Origin of the sequence: Pseudoalteromonas sp. SR44-2 (genome assembly GCF_014163745.1) — a bacterium.
GTDB classification, from domain to species: Bacteria; Pseudomonadota; Gammaproteobacteria; order Enterobacterales; family Alteromonadaceae; genus Pseudoalteromonas; species Pseudoalteromonas distincta.
On sequence record NZ_JACJDW010000004.1, the window covers coordinates 188,528 to 207,916 of the forward strand.

The window sequence follows — 19,389 nt, forward strand, 5'->3', positions numbered from 1 at the left end:
TGGTATCCTTTATTATTTTCAATCTAAGCGATGAGATTGATATAGAGGGGCGCGTACGCCCCTGCTATTTTTTACTTAATTAAGCAAAGTATTTTTCTAAGTCGTCTGAACCACCGATGTGTTTACCACCAATGAATATTTGTGGAACAGTGTCACGACCAGATACAGCTTTAAGACTCGTAAGTGATGCGCCTGCACCCATGACAATCTCTTCATATGCGAAGCCTTTCTCTGCAAGAAGCTCTTTTGCTTTTTTACAGAAAGGACAGCCAGGTTTAGTAAAGATGCTTACAGGTTCTGGTTTAGCTTGCTTAGGGTTGATGTAATCAAGCATTGTGTCTGCGTCAGATACTTCAAACGGGTCACCTGGTAAATCTGGTTCGATGAACATTTTGTCAATCACGCCGTCTTTAACCAGCATAGAGTATCTCCAGCTGCGCTTACCAAAGCCTAGGTCGTTTTTGTCTACTAACATGCCCATGCCGTCAGTAAATTCGCCGTTGCCGTCTGGTAATAAAGTAATGTTTTGCGCTTCTTGATGTTCAGCCCATGCGTTCATTACAAAGGTATCGTTTACTGATAAACATACAATTTCGTCAACGCCATTTTGCTTAAGTACGCCCGCTAATTCGTTGTAACGTGGTAAGTGAGTTGATGAACATGTTGGTGTGAATGCACCAGGTAGTGAAAACACTACAACCGTTTTACCTTTAAAAATTTCATCTGTTGTTACTGATTTCCATTCGTTATTTTGACGAGTTGCAAATGTAACACTTGGGACTGTTTGACCTTCGATATTGTTTAACATAATTTTTGTTCCTCTTGATTTGTTGATAGCCATTATGGCGAACAATTAAATATAGTTCCAATCGTTTGTTTGTATTAAACTGATAGTTACAAACTATCATGTGGAGCTGAATATGAACTTAAAAGATTTTGAATATGTAAAAGCAATAGCGCAATACAAGCACTTTCGCAAAGCTGCCGATGCATGTTTTGTAAGTCAGCCTACATTAAGTGGCCAAGTAAAAAAACTCGAACATGAGCTTGGCGTTACTTTATTTGACCGCTCAACTAAACAAGTTACCTTAACAGCAAAAGGTGAACGTTTGTTGACACAAATAGAGATTATTTTAGAACAAACGCAAATACTCAAAGAACTTGCTGCTACTTCTAATGAGCCTCTACAAGGTAAATTAACTATTGGTATTATTCCTACCATTGCGCCTTACTTGTTGCCTGCGTTATTAACATCAATGAAAGCGGCATTTATTGATAGTCAGTTTTCGTTTATTGAGATGCAAACAGCAACAATTTTAGAAGCTTTAAATAATGGCGAACTCGACTTCGCTATTTTAGCCGATGTGCCAGAGCTTATTAATTACCATACGGTTGCTTTATACAAAGAAGATTTTTTAGTGGCGGTATCACAAGATAACGCGCTTTCTAAGCATAAAAAAGTGGCGTTGAACGACCTTCAAGGATGCAGCCTACTAATGTTAAGTGATGGTCATTGCTTTAAAGATCAAGCCCAAAAGTTTTGTTTTTCTGCAGGAGTCGATGTATCTAACCAGTATAAAGGTAATAGTTTAGAAACATTATTAGCGTTAGTGGCCATGGATGACGGTATTACATTTGTACCAAAACTGGCATGTACCGACCGTGTAGGGATTGATTACTTGCCTATATTCCCTAATCAGCAGCGTAATGTGGTGTTTGCATGCAGAAAGCATTATCCGCATTTATCTGGTGTAGAACAATTGGGCGAGTGGTTATCGGCTCACCCTAATTTAAAAGCTAAATTAACTAAAGATCTTGGCTGATTATTTCTACTACATCGTTAATTTGCACGCCAGGTAGTGGTTTACTGTCAATACTAACGGCTACTGCAGTTTGCTGATAAAGCTGCTCAACGCGAATTTTATTAAGCGTGGTGATGGTGTGTGGCATAACATTACCAGCCGCGTCGGTTAAATAGTTATGGTGCGCAATGCTCAGCATTTGGCCTTTTTTTAACCCATGAGCTTTACCTAAGTTAATAACTATTTTGCTATTTTCCATGTGCATTATTTTGCCTTGAGTTGGCAAACACGCCATGGCTGCTTGAATGTCATAACTTACTGCTTGGTTGATATCGGTTATGCTTTGCCCATAAGGGGATTGCCAAAATCTATCACTATTAACATCAACTATGGCTGTTTTTTCAAATGGCCAAATTGCTTGAGTATGGTAACTATTTTGCCAAAGTTGCTCATAGGTAGTGCCATCAAATAATACAAATTCAATGTTGTAACTGCGCTCATACGCCTCGTCTTGCCAAAATGCATAATCGTTATTGAGTTTGTCGCTAGTTGAAAGGCTGGTTATTTGGCTAAGCAGAACATATTGAGCGTTACTGCGCGAAGATATTTCTTCTAATTGGGCATTTGAATAGTCGTGCTGCTGCGAAAAGTACTTATCAACGCTTATTGCATTATTATAGTAAGCAATAGGTACTGCGCTCATTTTTGATTTTTGCAGGGAAGTAAAAATATTTTTGCTAATCGCTTTGCTTACGTCAAATATTTGACCCATTTTGGCGTGTTCACGATGAACAAGTTGGCTTTGTGTAACGGCCACAAACTTATTAAAACTATTTTGTGGGCATTGCTCTGTTTGAGAAAAAATATCGAGCCGTAATGTAACGGCAAATTTATTGTCGTATTTATTTTCGCTGACCAGTTCAATTTTTTGAATTTCGCCGTGGCTGCTAATTTTTAGCTGATCTTGCATCAACACGCCATCTACAAGGGTTTGCACAGAGCTAACCCGTGCGCCAGAGAATACTAACGCCTGTGTAATCGCATCTTTTATAGCGGCAGATTTAGCCGCGCTCGTATCACCATTTTGAACGTTCGCGTGACCCGTTGATTCATACCACTGCGCTTTAGTAAAAGGGGAGAACGTTAATAATGCCGTTGCACTTAACCCTGCAAATGCCAATGATAAAAACGACTTCATACTTTTACTCCAATTAAACGTTAGCTATTAACTAGGTAGAGCAAGGACTGTACCAATGTTATTTGGTAATTATTAGTAATGCTATAAATGGCATTAAACGTGCATGTATACTGCTAATTACTATACAAGGGCTAAATGCTATGCGAGCAATTTCATTACTTATTACACTTGGGTGTTTAACCTTAGGTGGTTGTAGCAGCGTTTTTGATAAGCATGTTGAATATAAATATGTAGAGCCAAATAATTACCCCGTTTTAAAAGCGATAGGGTATGCACCTATTAGCCTGCAAAAAGGCGCTAACCTGTCACAAAAGCAACTTATGGCAATTAAGGCTTCTAAGCTTGAGGCTTACCGCGAGCTTACTGAGCAAGTATATGGGCAAAAAATTACCGCAGGAACAACGGTGGAAGGTTCAATTGCTCAAGACGATTACTTAGAAAGTAAAGTGCAGGGGCTTATTAAAGGTGCACAAATAATTAAAACTTACGCAGTAGATGACACTTACGTGACCGAGCTTGAGCTTAATATGAAGCGTGTGCACGATTTATACATAGGTGAAGTAAAACCACGCGAAGTTAAAAAAGTAACGTACTACTAAAAACGTTTATTAAAAAAGTTATTCAAAATATCTCATCCTCCTATATTGAGTGCTATGCTGTTGTTAGGATTAATTTTAAGCAGATTGCGTAGTGCTCAACAGATGTATTTTATTGCCACTTATATTAACAGTGGCTCTGTAAATGGCGATTAAGCCAAGTCATTTAAATCCTCAATTATTTATATGGTGCAAAGCCAATTTGCGCTACCTATTGCTGTTTTTTGTACTCTCCAGTGGTGTGCTTGCAAGCCGACTAACTATTCAATTTAATACCTTTATAGAGCTCATGGGTCAAAAATACGGGCCTGCGCGAGCGGCAGTTGCTCGCAACTGGCAAAGCATGTTGGTGCAAACTCAAAACAAGCCAGAGCAACAACAAATTCTTATTGTTAATGATTTTTTTGCGCGTAATTTACGCTACCAAACAGATATTTTGCTATGGAAACAAAACGATTATTGGGCAACCCCTTTAGAAACATTAGGCAGAGGCTTAGGTGATTGTGAAGATTACGCAATAGCAAAATATATCAGTTTAAGAGCGTTAGGTGTGAGCGACGACAAGTTACGCCTTATTTATGTAAAAGCAAAAATTGCGGGCACTAACAAAACGCAAGCGCATATGGTGTTAGGTTATTTTGCTACACCAAACGCTCAGCCACTTATTTTAGACAGTTTAATAACAAAGGTTTTACCTGCTGCAAAACGTGTAGATTTAAGCCCTGTTTTTAGCTTTAACAGCCAAGGTTTATGGGCTAATAATTCAACCAAAAGTGTAGCCAGCCCAACAGCAAGACTTTCACGCTGGCGTAAAATTTTGGAGCAGACAACCAAAGAAGGAGTTATGTGGTAATGGCATCATTTTCCTTATCTAAGTATCTGAAAAAACGAAAAATAACACTCAGGCAAGAGCTATGGATTGCATTATTAATTGTTATTTTTGTGGGCTTTATAAGTAGTGTTTTAATTAGTACTAATTCGGCTAAAAGTTATTTTTCGACCCAGCTGTACTTAAAAAATGTAGATAACGCCAGCTCACTTGCGTTGATGATCAGTCAATTAGACAAAGACCCCGTTGAGCTTGAATTATTAGTATCGGCCACATTTGATACCGGTCATTATAAGCGAATAGAACTACAAGACCCTAATGGTGAGGTGATTGTTAAACGCACGTTTACCGATGAGCTTAAAGCGACGGCTCCGCAGTGGTTTAGAGCAATGTATGGATTAAATGTACAGCCAGGGGTTGGGCAAGTAAATAATGGTTGGCAGCAGTTTGGTACTTTGTTTATAGAAAGCCATAGTCAATATGCTGAGCAAGCCTTATGGGAAAGTGCACTTAAACTATTTTTTAGCTTTTTAATTGTCGCTTTTTTTGCTTGTATAGTTAGTGCTTACTTTTTAAGTAGAATATTAAAACCACTAGATGATGTTGTGTATCAGGCTAATGCATTTGGTGAAAAACGTTTTATTAAATCGAGCGTTCCACGTACATTTGAGTTTGCACGTTTAGTGCAATCAATGAACCAATTATCTACCCGTTTTAGCCGTATTATTAAAGAAGATAATAAACGTTTAGAAGAGCTTAGATTTAAATCGCAACACGATGAGCTAACTGGTTTAGCAAATAGAGAATACTTTGGTGCAACGCTTGAGGCTCACTTACAAAAATCGAAAGATCATGCCCATGGTGCTTTGTTTTTATTTAGGGTTGTAAACCTCGATCGCGTAAGTGAGGAAGTGGGACGAGTAGAAATGGTTAACTTTCTACGTCGATTTTCACAGATGTTGGTTAGCTTCTTAGAGAGCAACCAAGAACACTTTTCTGAAAATTACATTGCACGTATTTCTCACAGCGATTTTACAGTTTTATTTAGTGATATTGATGATATTCAAGCAATCAGTGAACGTATTTTATTGATGCATCAATCGTTTGTTGAAGAGTATAAAAACGTTAACCTAGCGATACCTCACAGCTGTACTTATATTCAAAAAGACGACACGCGATTTGATGTATTAAAGCGTGCGGATGAACTTTTAAAATCATCGGGTAAACAATCTGATGTACAAGCAAAAGTAGCTCAAATCAAGCAAGAAAGTGAGCTGTTTGATAATGCAACTAGCTGGAAAAATGCCATAGAAGAGGCACTCAACAATAATAATTTAGAAATAAATACTTACCCAGTAACGAGCTTTACAGGGCCGGTAATGCAAAATCAATTAGGGTTGAGCCTAAAGCTTGGTGGGCAAGTATACCGTGCTAGTTACTACTACCAGTGGGCTAACCGATTAAAGTTATTAGCGCGTTTAGATTGGGGTTTAATTAAGGCGTTGGTGGCTCATTATAGTATTGAGCCACCAAGTGAACTGATTTCGGTTGAATTATCTGCTCAAACGCTACTTGATGATGCTGCGCTTGCTTCGATTCTTACGTATCTTTCGGCGTTTCCTGATTTAGCCTCTAAAATTTGTTTTGATATTCGTGAAAGTATTGCCGTTAGCGAAATTGAGATATTTAAAGATTTTTGTGAGCAGGCTCGATGTATGGGCGCTAAGGTAGCATTAAAACGTGTGGGCCCTGAATTTACTAAAATTTATAAAATTCAGGAATTTGGTCTTGAAATGATTAAGGTTGATAGCGTTTACGGACACAATATTAGTTACAGCCAAGATAACCAAACATTCTTGCGAGGAGTGTGTACGTTAGCGCATTCTATTGGCATTAAAGTGGTGGCTCAAGGTGTAACAAGCCAAGATGATATAGATACGCTTATTAACTTAGGTTTTGATGGGGTTATTAAAGAGTAAGTAATAGGCATTAACGGTTCGGTTAATGCCCTTTTACAACTAACATTAATTGAATACGGTCGCGAACTTTTAACTTATTAAATATAGAGCTCATATGCTCTTTAATTGTGCGTTCTGTAATATTTAAAGATTCTGCAGCTTGCTTATTAGTTGCACCTGTTACAACAATATCAACTACTTGGCGTTCTCGTTTTGTGAGTACATCAAGCTCGCATGTGCTCGCATATTTAAACGGTGTATTTGATAAAGCTCCCACTAAATTAGATAGTAATTGTCCTGGTAACCATATTCCGCCAGAACAAATTGTCTCAAGTACTTGTTCAATAATTATTTTAGTGGCGAGTGCTTCTACGTATCCTCTAGCGCCTGCTTCAAGCGCACTCCTTAATTGATTTATGTCTAGTTCGTTGGTCATTACAATAACGAGTAAACGTTGTTGCGAATACTTTTTAACGAGCTCAAGCCAATTCGGTGTGCCGGCTAAAATCCAAATAATACTTGATGCCGTTACCCTGTTTGGTTCTTTTGTGCATATTAAACAACCAGGAAACGCTGCATGCCAGTGCTTCGATTCAAATTCAGGCTGTGTAATAAAAATACTTTGGCGCATTATATCTCCGTTTATTAAATGCTCAACGCTCTGTCATCGCTTGCGATGTAGCTCTAAGAACTGGTTTTAAAAGATATTCAAGTACGGTTTTTTTACCGGTAATAATATCCACTTGAGTGGTCATTCCTGGAATAATAGTCAGCTCTTTTGAAAAGTTATTTTTGGTAGTTTTTAGTTGCACCAAATAAAAGGTGTTCTCACGGTCGTCTGTAATTGTATCGGCGCTAATATGTAAAACCTCTGCTTCAAGGCCTCCATATACGGCAAAGTCGTAGGCACTAAATTTTATCATCGCAGATTGCCCAGGGCGTAAAAATGCAATGTCTTTAGGCGGAATTTTTGCCTCTACTACAAGTTGATCGTCAAGCGGGACAATTTCCATAACATCACTACCGGGCTGTAAAATACCGCCAACAGTATTAACTAATAATCGCTGTACAGTGCCTTTAACAGGAGAACGTATTTCAGTTTGAGTTACTTTATCGGCCAAGCCAGATTCAGTTTCTTTAATTGAATCTAGTCGAAGTAGCGCTTCGGATAGTTCATTGTTCCAACGGTTAATCATAACGAGTTCAACTTCGGTTACTTTATTTTTAGCTTCGTTAATGGCCGAAAGACTCCTATTTATAACTGCCTTGGTTCTGTTTATCTCGCCGTTTAAATCAACTATTTGACGCTCTAAACGAATAATATCTATATCCGAAATGGCACCGGTGCGTAACAATGGACGGGTCACTTTAAGCTCTCTGTTTGTTAAGCGCAGCGCGCTCGTATGCTGTTCAAGTGCCGCTTTGGCTTCAATGTAATCTTGGTGTCGCTGCTCTAGTTGGCGTTTGTGAATACTTACTTGTTGCTCTAATTCTTGGCTGTTACTCAAATAAAGAGAACGCTCATGTTGCACAACTCTAGGCGCATTTTTAATAACAGACTCGCTAAATACGAGCTCCTTTTTTTGAGTGAGTGCTCTGAGCCTCGCTACTTTTGCGCTTAACGACTCAACTTTGGATTGGTTTTCTCTAAAGCTAGAAATAAAGCGGGTAGGGTCTATTTTAATGAGTACATCACCCTCATTTACTATTTGCCCCTCTTTTACATTTATTTTTTCGACCATACCACCATCATAAGATTGAATAAGCTGTAATTTATTGGAGGGAATAACTCGCCCCTCACCACGAGCAACTTCATCTAAATTAGCAAAACCAGACCACACAATAAGGCATATAAACGTTAAACAAATTAAATAGAGCAATAACCTAGCGCTTGCTGGCTCCTGTTGCATTTTTTCCCACTGCGCATCGACTACCCAGTCTTGGCTGTTAGGCGGAGAAATCCATCCTTTAAATAGTTTATTAAATATTGATGGCTTGCCTTGCTTTCTTGCTTCTATTGCTCTGCTAACAGATTCAAAGGAGCGCTGTTCAAGTGGTTTTTTATTGTCACTCATGAGGCTTGCTCCACTGTCTTATTATTTAACGCTGCAATTACTTTTTGTTTTGGTCCATCAGCAACTACTTTTCCGTTATCTAAAACTATAATTCGGTCAACAAGCTCAAGTAATGATGAGCGGTGAGTCACCACGATTAAGGTTTTATCTTTAGAATAACCCTTTAAATTGTTAATAATTTTACTTTCACTATTATGATCTAGTGATGAGGTTGGCTCATCTAGTAATAGTATAGGAGGGTCGTTAATTATGGCTCTTGCTATACCTACAGCTTGGCGCTGCCCACCTGATAATTGACGACCTTGCTCGCCTACTTGTAAATCAAATCCGTCTGGGTGCGAATTAATTAAATCAAATAATTGGCTTCGCTCACAGGCTTCAATAATTTGCTCGTCTTTGGCATGCCAAGCACTCATGGTGAGGTTGTCTTTCAAGGTTCCATAAAACAGAGCAACGGTTTGTGGTAGGTAGCCAATATTATGACGAAGCTCAGCTGGGTCAATTTGATGTATATCATTATTGTCCATCAAAATTGATCCTGAACAGGGGTCGTATAGTCCTAAAATAAGCTTTTCTAATGTACTTTTACCTGAGCCATTACGTCCTAAAATGGCGACTTTTTCACCGGCTTTAATTTTAAAACTAACGCCGTTGAGCGCATTATGCGATTCGTCAGAGTATTTAAAACATACATCTTTAAATTCTATATCGCCTTTCAAAATAGGGTGGCTTAACCAATGCTTACCAGGTGGACGCTCGACCTCTTTTTCCATAATCTCGTTCAGTGATTGCATTGCTATTGCGGCATGATGATATTGTGCTAAAACAGCGGCCGACTGCCCGATTGGGCCCATAGCACGAGACGATAATAGGTAGGCTGCAATTAACCCGCCTTGAGTTAGCTCACCTTCAATAACGAGGTGTACGCCTATTATCATTATTATTACGCCTACGCATTGCTGTATCCATGATGCTGTATTTGATATAGAGCTAGAAACGAGTCGGCTATGTGCGTTTACTTGTGCAATGTAAATGGTCGACTTTTCCCATACAGACTGTGTTTTACACTCTGAGTGAAAGCTTTTTACATCTTCAATATTGGTTAAGCTTTCGACTAGTACAGCATTTCGCATTGAGCTTGCTTTCATTGTTTGTTCTGAAAGAGCTTCAAGTTTGCGGTGTGCGGCTATAGCGTAAGCTAATAATATAAGTGCGCCCGCGATAATAGGTAAACTTAGAGGTACGCCAATAATGGCAATAACAATTAAATACAAAACTACGAATGGCAAGTCGACTAATGCGACAAGTGTTATGGAGCTAAAAAAGTTACGTACAGCTTCAAATGATTGAATGTTGCTAGCAAAGGAGCCTGCGGACGATGGGCGGTTTTTTAGTTTCATACCTAATACCCGCTCCATTATTACAGCCGATACTTTGACATCTATTCTGCTGGCAGCAAGCTCTACAAAGTAGCCTCTTACTAAGCGCAAAACAAAGTCAGCAGTGAGTGCTATTAAAATGCCAATGGCAAGTACCCATAAGGTTTCTGTTGCGTGGTTGGGCACTACGCGGTCATATACGTTCATTACGAATAAAGGCATAGCAACCGACAAAAAGCCCAAAGCAACAGCCGAAATAATTACGTCTTTATAAAGTGAGCGGCATTCTTTAATTACTCCCCAAAACCATCCATCTTTTGATAGTTTTTCAAGTACAGGTGTTCGCTCATCAAATGCAAACTCTGGTTGAGCATAAATAACTAAACCTACACTGTTAGCAGCTAACTCATCAATGCTTTGTTCGATAACTGATTCTGTAAGTTCTGGGTAAATTACACTCACCAACTGTTTATCGTAATCAATAGAATTAATAACACAGGCTTGGTTATCTTTTAAAATTAAGATGGCAGGTAGCAGTGCTGTATTAATTTTTTGTAGTGGCTTATTAACTACTTTTGATTTAAAGCCAATGCGCTTTGCTGCGCGCGAAAAACCTGATGGAGTAAGATTTCCATCAGTTAGAGGAAGTCCATTTAATAGTGCTTCTCTTGAAAACTCTTTACCATGATGACGACATAAAACTGCTAGGCAGTCAACGAGGATGCCACCATGATCAAGTACATCGTTTAATTCCATACACCATCCAATGTTATGTAGAACTGCATAGGATTGTTACTAGTAAACCTAAACTCGACTTAAATATTTCATGCCGAGTTTAGGTTATTTACATAACGTTAATTGACTTAGATATCGGTAATTACAGCTTCGATACGTCGATTCGCAGCATTTGCTCTTACTGATATTTCGTTTACACGTGGTTGATCGATGCCATACCCGAACGATTTAACACGTTTAGGTTCTACATCGAATTGCTTAATCAGAATTTCAGCTACGGCAAACGCACGTTTTTCTGATAGTTTACGGTTATATTTACGGTCTCCATCTAAAGAGGCATGACCTTGTATTTCAACCTGTTTAGTTGGGTTCTCTTTTAAAAAATCTGCAAGCCGACTAATTTCTTGAATATATTGAGACCTTACATCGCTTGAGTCAGCAGAAAAAGGAATACCAATTTCTATATTCGAGGTTGATGCGCTATAAATTGTGCAACCAGATAAATCTACATTTGTATTCAAAGGTGTGCTTGGGCAAGTGTCTTGCTCATTTGGTACGCCGTCACCATCATCATCGGTAAAGCTGCTTGCTGTCGTGTCGGTTTCCAGCGGTATATTTAAGTACCTTGGCATAGCCGTTACACTCATGTATGCATTATCTTGCTTAGCTTTTTTTTGAAGAAATGCCTTGCGGCTAAAAGTGGTTGCTACATCGTAACTCGGACAGATATTTTGTGCGGTATGAACAATAGGGTCGTCAGTTAGCTCTTTTAATGTAGGGTATTTATCTGACATCACGTTAAGTGCTGGCAGTAATTTCCCCATTTCTTTTAGCATAGTTAAAATAGCTGATTGACGATCGTAAAGCGCGACTATGTATGAACGTGTTGATTGAAATGATTCGTTTTCGGCATCAAGTACGTCTAGTAGAGTTCGTTGGCCTATATCGAATTGATCCTTATATGCAATTTTAACTTTAGTTGATGATTCGCGGTGTTGATCAAGCGCCGGTAACTTTTGCTCTAATATAGTGACGTTGTAATAAGCAATTTGCAGACTCTGACGAATATCAATACAAGACTGATCGCGTTGATACTTTGCAATGTTTATATCCTGATAGGCTTGTTCTAAATTGGCATTATCAAGACCACCATTATATAAATTATAGCTAATATCGATGCCGACTCGCGCTTCTGTTCTGGTTTCATTTTGACCAAGTTCATCTCTATCTTGGCTACCGTAGCGGGCAGATAAATCTACGTTAGGATGAAACGCTGCTTTTTGTGCTTTTGCGTTCGCTTTTTGTGCTTCAATATTATACAAAGAGGCGTAAAATGAAGGGCTATTTTTGTAAGCGACGTCTAGCGCTTGATTAACTGAAATTGGTATATTTTTTTCATCAAGGTCAGCTTGCTTTATATCGTTCATAGGAAGCTCTCCTACAACCCTTAAGTAGCGAGCGCTTACATCATGTAAATTTGAGTACTCCGTTAATACGTTAGATTGTGCTAAAGATAAGCGCCCACTAATTTGTTCTAGATCGGCAGCGCGCGCTACACCAGCTCCTACACTTTGTTCTATTTGTTGATATACAGACTCGTGCTCTTGTAAATTTGCTTCTGCAAGTTGTACTAACTCTTTAAATTTTTGTACGTCGAGCAGGGCTATTGAGGCTTCAAGTGCTGTTTGTTCTGTTTGAGAAATAAGCTCAAAGTACCTAATGAGTTGAATGCGTTTAAAGCGATCAACAGTATTCGAGGTTCTAAAACCGTCGTAAAGCATTTGAGTAACACTTAACTCGGCTGTATTACGGTTATATTCTTCTTCAACACCGTAATTTCTTCTTTCATAGCCCGCGCTTGCTGATACATCAACACTTGGTAAATAACCTGAGCGGGCAGCATCTACTCCATAAATCGAAGATTTAAAAGCATGCCATGCTTCTTGTACTTCAGGATTGTTTTCAATCGCTTTACTTGAGACATAGGTAAGTGGCATTGCTGATTGTTCATTTGCATGCACATAGTTTAGTAGAGTTGCGGCAGTAATCGTTAGTCCGATTAACATAGTCTCTTGATGTTTCTTAAAAGTGTTTTTTGTAATCATTTCTTCCTCTTAGATCCTGTTAAGACCGAAAATGCTCCCTTAAGTATTTAGTAAAGGAATACCATTTTTGCAAGTAATCGTTTTGGTTAGCATAAAAAAAAATTTCTACCACTTTTTTGTTGATTTTTTATTTTTGAATTTTTCTTTTAAACCTGTACTTGAGTACAGTATCTATGTGGCTTTTTTGTCCTACCTTTAACTTATTAGATTGTTATTTTAAAAAGTTTGAGGGTACCAAAATGGAAGCAAATCAACTGGTAGTTATTGATATTCAAGGTTCGGCAGGTGTTGTGCTGGATGATGGGTCAATAAGAGCATTAAATGTTGGTGACACTATCACCGTGGGTGATTTAGTTGTTACTGCTATTAAATCGTCTCTACAAATTGATGTGCAAGGTGAAACCTTATCTATACCCGCCAATCAAAAGGTAAAAATAACACCAGACTTATTAGCGAAAGAAGCCAGAGACTCTAGCGAAACAACTGTTTTTGATGAAAGTTTAGATGAAGCAATTGCAAGCTTAGATTTAGGGGCAAAGCAAGACCCATCAACAGCGGCTAATTCTGATGTAACAGATTTTTTAGATGCGTTAGAAGGTGATGGGGACATTTTAGATAATTTAGAGGCAACAGCCGCTGGTGGGGGTAACGCTGCGGGTGCAGATGGAGGCAGTTCGTTTGTACAGCTAACCCGAATTTCTGAAAGTGTTGATCCTAGTAGTGTTACTTTTGATTCATCTTTTGATCAAGGCGCTACTGAAGCTTTTAACTTAAGAGATACCTCTGATGGTATCGTGCCTGATTCAACTACTGCTTCTATTTCACTTAATGAGCTAGGTATTACTAACTCATCACAACCCACAATCACCGGTACGAGCGAAAACTTAATCGGCGAAACGGTTAATGTAACGGTAACTGATGTTGATGGAAACTCTCAAGTAGTTAGTGTTGTAATTGGCCCTGATGGTACCTTTGAAATAACCCTACCAACACCAATTGCTGATGGCCCTGTAACGGTTGTTGTTGAAGCGACGGATCCTGTTGGTAATCCTATAAACGACACTATTTCAATTGAGGTTGATACAACACCTCCACTTATTGCTATTGATCCTGTTGCCGATTCTGCTTCGCAAACAGTGACAGTGACAGGGACAGTATCTGGTTTGAATACTGGGGATAATGTATCAGTCACGTTAACGGATAGTGCAGGTACGGTACAAACAATAGTTACTCAGGTTGATGCTCAAGGAAATTGGGTAATTACTACCACCTCACCTTTATCTGAAGGGGAGTTTAACGTAAGCGCTGTTGCGATTGATGCAGCTGGAAATCAAGCTATAGACCAAGCTTTAGCGAATGTAGATTTAACTGCTCCGGTAATCACCGTAAATGTAACTGATGAAACAAATAACTCAACACCACCACTTGTTGGAACAACAAATGGTGTTCCTGAGGGCACTCAAGTAACAATTACTGTTACAGATAGTGCAGGACAAATACAAACATTAACTGCAGTTACCCAAGCCGATGGAAGCTGGAGTGTAGAAGTAGGGACTCCTTTACCTGAAGGTGATTTTACTGTTGATGCACAAGTAAGCGACAGTGTAGGAAACTTAGCATTAGCAAGTGATTCAGGAGTAATTGATTTAACGGCGCCTTCGGTACAAATTAATAATATTAACGACACTCAAGACACCACGCCAACGATTACAGGTAACGCGCAAGATGTACCTGCAGGCTCTATTATTAGTGTGGTTATTACCGATTTTGATGGTCAAACTCAAACATTATTAACCCAAACTAACGCTGATGGGGATTGGTCTATCGACGTAACTACGCCATTGGCTGAAGGGCAGTTTGAGGTTGATGCAAGTGTAAGTGATGCTGCAGGTAATCAAGCCCAAGCAAATAACCAAGGTGTTGTTGATTTAACAAACCCTGATATTACCGTTACTGCAATTGCTGATACTAACGATACTACACCAACATTTGTTGGTAGGGTGGAAGACGCTCCTGCGGGCTCTGTTATTACAGTATTAGTAACCGATATTAACGGTAACGTACAAACTTTAACTACTTTATTAAATGAAGATGGCACATGGAGTGTTGATGCTAATGAAATCTTGCCAGGTGGTGAATTTACCGCAACTGCGTCAGTATCAGATGCTGCGGGTAATGAGGCATCTGCGCAAACAAACGGCGAAATAACGTTTGCTCCTATCTCAATTCAAATCGATGCAATTGCTAATACTAACGATACCACTCCATTTTTAAGTGGTAACACCGGTAATGTGCCTGCAGGTACAACCATCACTTTAACTATTACTGCAAGCGATGGCAGCACATTTACATTACTAGCAGTGACGCAAGAAGATGGTTCGTGGTCTGCACAAGTAACAAACCCTCTGCCTGAGGGCGACTTTACTGTAGTTGCAGCGGTTATAGATGACTCGGGCAATGAGGCGCAAGCAAGTGCAGTAGGTAATGTTGATTTAACTGTAAGCATTAATTTTATTATTGATACTAACGATACAACACCAACAATTAGCGGCTCTACCCAAGACGTAGAGCCTGGTGCGGTAGTAACCGTTACATTTACAGGAAGCGATGGCGTAGCAGAAACCGTGCAAGTAGTTACTGGTGCTGACGGAAGCTGGTCAGTTGAGGCAAGTAATGAATTAGTTGAAGGCCAGTTTAGTGTGGTTGCAACTGTAACTGATGCTGCGGGTAATACAGCTTCTGCAAGTGAAACTGGAGAAATTGATTTAACAGATCCTGCAATCACTATTAATCCTATTGAGGATACGAATGATTTAACTCCATCGGTAAGTGGTAACGTAATTGATGTACCAGCAGGAACAGAAGTTACCTTAGTAATAACTGACAGTGAAGGCAATGAACAAACACTGACAACAATTACAAATGCCGATGGTACATATACAGCGGATATTATTGCAGATCTCAGTGAAGGAGATTTCACAGTAACAGCGAGTGTTAGTGATACTGCTGGCAATAGCAGTACTGCAACTGTTACAGGTACAGTTGATTTAACTGCACCAAGTGTGACTATTAACAATATTGCAGATACAAACGATACAACACCTACGCTTACAGGCTCTACCCAAGGATTAGCATCGGGTAGTGAAGTAACTTTAATTGTTACCGATAGTCTAGGAGCAGAGCAACAGTTAGTGACTACTATAAGTGCTGATGGTACTTGGAGTATTGAGATTCCAACTGCTTTAAGTGAGGGGGATTTTACAGTAACAGCTAATGTATCGGATAATGCGGGTAACGCAGCTCAAGATTCACAATTAGGCTCAGTTGATACCACCCCTCCTTTAGTGGCAATAAATGATTTTGCTGATTCAAACGACACAACGCCTACATTTAGCGGAACAACGAGTGATGTAGCACCGGGTAGCCTTGTTAGTGTTTTAGTTACTGATGCAAATGGTGAGTCTCAAACATTGACGGCGGTTGTGTCAGAAGATGGAACTTGGCAAGTAGGTGCAACTCAAGCGGTTGCTGAAGGCGATTTTACAATTACAGCAACAGTAACAGACGCTGCGGGTAATGAAGCAAGCGATACTGTTAGTGGAACAATTGATTTATCAGCTCCAATTATAGCAATTAATACAATCCCAGATAGCGCCGATACTACTCCAACAATTTCAGGTTCTGTACAAAATGTACCAGCCGGAACAACTGTTACGTTAATCGTTACAGATGCTGGTGGTAATACACAAACAATTACAATACAAACGCTAGCTGATGGTAGCTGGACAGCCGATACTAATGAGTTAGTTGAAGGTGACTTTAGTGTTAATGCCATCGTTAGTGATGAAGCAGGTAACCAAAGTGAAGCTTCTGCACAGGGAACTATTGATAATACCGCACCAAATATTACGATTGATGCACTGGCGGATAGCAACGATACAACACCAACTATTTCAGGCACCGCAACGGGGGAGCCGGAGGGCACGGTTGTTACTATTACAGTAACTGATGACGCTGGTAACCCACAAATAATCACCACTGAAGTACAAGCCGATGGCACCTTTAGTGTTGATGTACCTAACGAATTAAGTGAAGGCGAATTTACTGTTGAAGTATCAGTTACCGATACTGCAGGTAATGAAACTACCGCAACAACAACAGGCGAAGTCGATACTGCTGCGCCAACAGTTATTATTGACCCCGTAGGTGATACTAACGACACCACACCAACTATTTCAGGCACCGCAACGGGGGAGCCGGAGGGCACGGTTGTTACTATTACAGTAACTGATGACGCTGGTAACCCACAAATAATCACCACTGAAGTACAAGCCGATGGCACTTTTAGTGTTGATGTACCAAATGAATTAAGTGAGGGTGAGTTTACGGTTGAAGTATCGGTTACCGATACAGCAGGTAATGAAACTACCGCAACAACAACAGGCGAAGTTGATACTGCAGCGCCAACAGTTATTATTGACCCCTTAGGTGATACTAACGACACCACCCCAACCATTTCAGGCACCGCAACGGGTGAGCCAGAAGGCACGGTTGTTACTATTACAGTTACGGATGAAGCAGGTAACCCACAAACCATAACCACAGAAGTACAAGCCGATGGCACATTTAGAGTTGATGTACCAAATGAATTAAGTGAAGGTGAATTTACCGTTGAAGTATCGGTTACCGATACCGCAGGTAATGAAACTACCGCAACAACAACGGGAGAAGTCGATACTGCTGCGCCAACAGTTATTATTGACCCCGTAGGTGATACTAACGACACCACACCAACTATTTCAGGCACCGCAACGGGGGAGCCGGAGGGCACGGTTGTTACTATTACAGTAACTGATGACGCTGGTAACCCACAAATAATCACCACTGAAGTACAAGCCGATGGCACTTTTAGTGTTGATGTACCAAATGAATTAAGTGAGGGTGAGTTTACGGTTGAAGTATCAGTTACCGATACCGCAGGCAATGAAACCACAGCAACCACAACTGGCGAAGTGGATACTGCCGCGCCAACAGTTATTATTGACCCAGTAGGTGATACTAACGACACTACCCCAACTATTTCAGGCAGCGCAACGGGTGAGCCAGAGGGCACCGTTGTTACTATTACCGTCACTGATGAAGCAGGTAATCCACAAACCATTACCACTGAAGTACAAGCAGATGGCACTTTTTCGGTGGATGTGCCCAATGAATTAAGTGAGGGTGAATTTGCGGTTGAAGTATCGGTTACAGATACTGCGGGTAATGAAACAACCGCAACAACGACGGGAGAGGTTGATACCACAGCGCCAATAGTGACTATTAACGCGTTAGGCGATACGAGTGATACGACACCGACTATTTCAGGTACGGTGAGCGGGGAGCCTGCTGGTTCAACTATTACTTTAACTGTGACTGATGCTAATGGTGCAGTTCAAACTATTACAGCACAAGTAATTGCTGATGGCAGTTGGACTGTTGAAGTGCCTGTGGCTTTAGCTGAAGGGAGCTACTCTGTAGATGCAAGTATTAGTGATAGCGCTGGTAATGAAGGCACAGCAAGTGCTTCAGGCACAATTGATACAAGCGCATTGACTATTACCATTGATGTTATTGGTGAAACTAACGATCAAACACCTCAAATTAATGGTGATACCTTTAATGCACAAGTTGGCTCTCAAGTTGAAGTTCAGATCACTGACTCAGCGGGTGGAATAATTACTTTAACTACGGTTGTTGATGAAAACGGACTTTGGAGTGTTACTCCGCCAGCCGATTTGGCTGAAGGCACCATTTTAATTAGTGCGACAGTAACAGACATAGGTGGGGGAAGCGCAAATGCAGAGCTTGATGCTGTAATTGATATTACGCCTCCAACCATACAAGTAAATGAACTAGAAACTAGTAATGACACTACTCCAATTATTTCAGGTAACACAACAGGTGTGGTTTCGGGTACTGCTATTAATTTAACAGTAACTGATTCCCAAGGCGTTGTTCGCACATTTAGCGCAACAACAGATGCCGATGGTAATTGGAGTGTTGAGCTTTCTCAAGAGCTGGCCTCGGGAGATTACTCTGTTGAAGCTGAAGTGTCTGATGCAGCAGGTAATAGCGCTTCAGATACAGCTACAGGCAACATAGATACATCAGGACCTAGCTTAACCGTTGACTTTGATACTGTAACCAACGACTCAACGCCTACCATTTCAGGTACTAGTGATGCAGAAGTTGGTACCAGTATCACGGTGGTTATCACAGATGAAAATGGAGTTGAACAAACACTTAGCACCACAGTAGATGCAAATGGTAACTGGGAAGTAACGCCGCAAACAGATTTAAATGAAGGTGATAACACCATCGAAGTGAGTGTATCTGACGAAGCAGGAAATACGACAACAGTTACAGATACAATTACGTTAGACACGCAAGCGCCAATACTCACCATTCAAAACGTAGGCGATGTTAGCGACTTAACACCAGAGCTTCAGGGTACCAGTAATGAAATTGGTGGCACTGTTACACTCACCATCACCGACAGCGCAGGCGCTGTGCAAACCATTGAGACCTTAGTTGGCAGCGATGGTCACTGGAACATTGAGATTCCAGGTGCCCTTGCACAAGGTGACTTTACTGTAAGCGCGAGTATTACCGATGCGGCAGGCAACGAGAGCACAGCAAACAGCAGTGGTAATGTGGATACTATTACGCC

11 protein-coding genes are annotated in these 19,389 nt (G+C 40.2%); 5 read left to right on the top strand and 6 right to left on the bottom strand.

What is annotated here, in order from left to right; genetic code table 11:
- Nucleotides 1-79 precede the first annotated feature (79 nt).
- Nucleotides 80-808, bottom strand: coding sequence for a glutathione peroxidase (locus tag H5115_RS04215; protein WP_002961336.1), 729 nt, complete (start codon nucleotides 806-808; stop codon nucleotides 80-82).
- 112 nt (nucleotides 809-920) lie between these two features.
- On the opposite strand from H5115_RS04215, the gene H5115_RS04220 reads away from it, so the two are divergent.
- On the top strand, nucleotides 921-1,823 hold the full coding sequence (locus H5115_RS04220) for a LysR substrate-binding domain-containing protein (RefSeq protein WP_182753805.1): 903 nt from the start codon (nucleotides 921-923) through the stop codon (nucleotides 1,821-1,823).
- On the opposite strand, the gene H5115_RS04225 is transcribed toward H5115_RS04220, so the two are convergent.
- Nucleotides 1,807-3,000, bottom strand: a complete 1,194-nt coding sequence (locus H5115_RS04225) for a flagellar assembly protein FlgT (protein ID WP_182753807.1) — start codon at nucleotides 2,998-3,000, stop codon at nucleotides 1,807-1,809. The genes H5115_RS04220 and H5115_RS04225 overlap by 17 nt on opposite strands.
- Before the next feature lie 140 nt (nucleotides 3,001-3,140).
- On the opposite strand from H5115_RS04225, the gene H5115_RS04230 reads away from it, so the two are divergent.
- The 3 genes from H5115_RS04230 (at nucleotide 3,141) to H5115_RS04240 (ending at nucleotide 6,404) form a co-directional block, all read left to right on the top strand.
- Nucleotides 3,141-3,599 (top strand): LPP20 family lipoprotein, encoded by a 459-nt coding sequence (locus tag H5115_RS04230; protein WP_024593173.1) that lies wholly within the window; start codon nucleotides 3,141-3,143, stop codon nucleotides 3,597-3,599.
- Nucleotides 3,600-3,741: 142 nt separating this feature from the next.
- Nucleotides 3,742-4,449, top strand: a complete 708-nt coding sequence (locus H5115_RS04235) for a transglutaminase-like cysteine peptidase (RefSeq protein WP_002961331.1) — start codon at nucleotides 3,742-3,744, stop codon at nucleotides 4,447-4,449.
- Nucleotides 4,449-6,404, top strand: a complete 1,956-nt coding sequence (locus H5115_RS04240; RefSeq protein WP_182753809.1) for a LapD/MoxY N-terminal periplasmic domain-containing protein — start codon at nucleotides 4,449-4,451, stop codon at nucleotides 6,402-6,404. The genes H5115_RS04235 and H5115_RS04240 overlap by 1 nt, the downstream gene beginning before the upstream one ends.
- Before the next feature lie 22 nt (nucleotides 6,405-6,426).
- On the opposite strand, the gene H5115_RS04245 is transcribed toward H5115_RS04240, so the two are convergent.
- From H5115_RS04245 to H5115_RS04260, 4 genes are all read right to left on the bottom strand, one after another.
- Nucleotides 6,427-7,014, bottom strand: coding sequence for a response regulator transcription factor (locus H5115_RS04245; RefSeq protein ID WP_182753811.1), 588 nt, complete (start codon nucleotides 7,012-7,014; stop codon nucleotides 6,427-6,429).
- A 22-nt stretch (nucleotides 7,015-7,036) separates the two neighbouring features.
- The gene (locus tag H5115_RS04250; protein WP_182753812.1) at nucleotides 7,037-8,458 is read right to left on the bottom strand and encodes an HlyD family type I secretion periplasmic adaptor subunit; all 1,422 of its coding nucleotides are present in this window, start codon (nucleotides 8,456-8,458) and stop codon (nucleotides 7,037-7,039) included.
- The gene (locus tag H5115_RS04255) at nucleotides 8,455-10,593 is read right to left on the bottom strand and encodes a type I secretion system permease/ATPase (protein WP_182753814.1); all 2,139 of its coding nucleotides are present in this window, start codon (nucleotides 10,591-10,593) and stop codon (nucleotides 8,455-8,457) included. The genes H5115_RS04250 and H5115_RS04255 overlap by 4 nt, the downstream gene beginning before the upstream one ends.
- 107 nt (nucleotides 10,594-10,700) lie before the next feature.
- Nucleotides 10,701-12,677, bottom strand: a complete 1,977-nt coding sequence (locus H5115_RS04260; RefSeq protein ID WP_182753816.1) for a TolC family outer membrane protein — start codon at nucleotides 12,675-12,677, stop codon at nucleotides 10,701-10,703.
- A gap of 239 nt (nucleotides 12,678-12,916) precedes the next feature.
- Here H5115_RS04260 and H5115_RS04265 point away from each other — a divergent pair.
- The coding region (locus H5115_RS04265; RefSeq protein ID WP_182753818.1) for an Ig-like domain-containing protein at nucleotides 12,917-19,389 on the top strand (6,473 nt) is incomplete at its 3' end.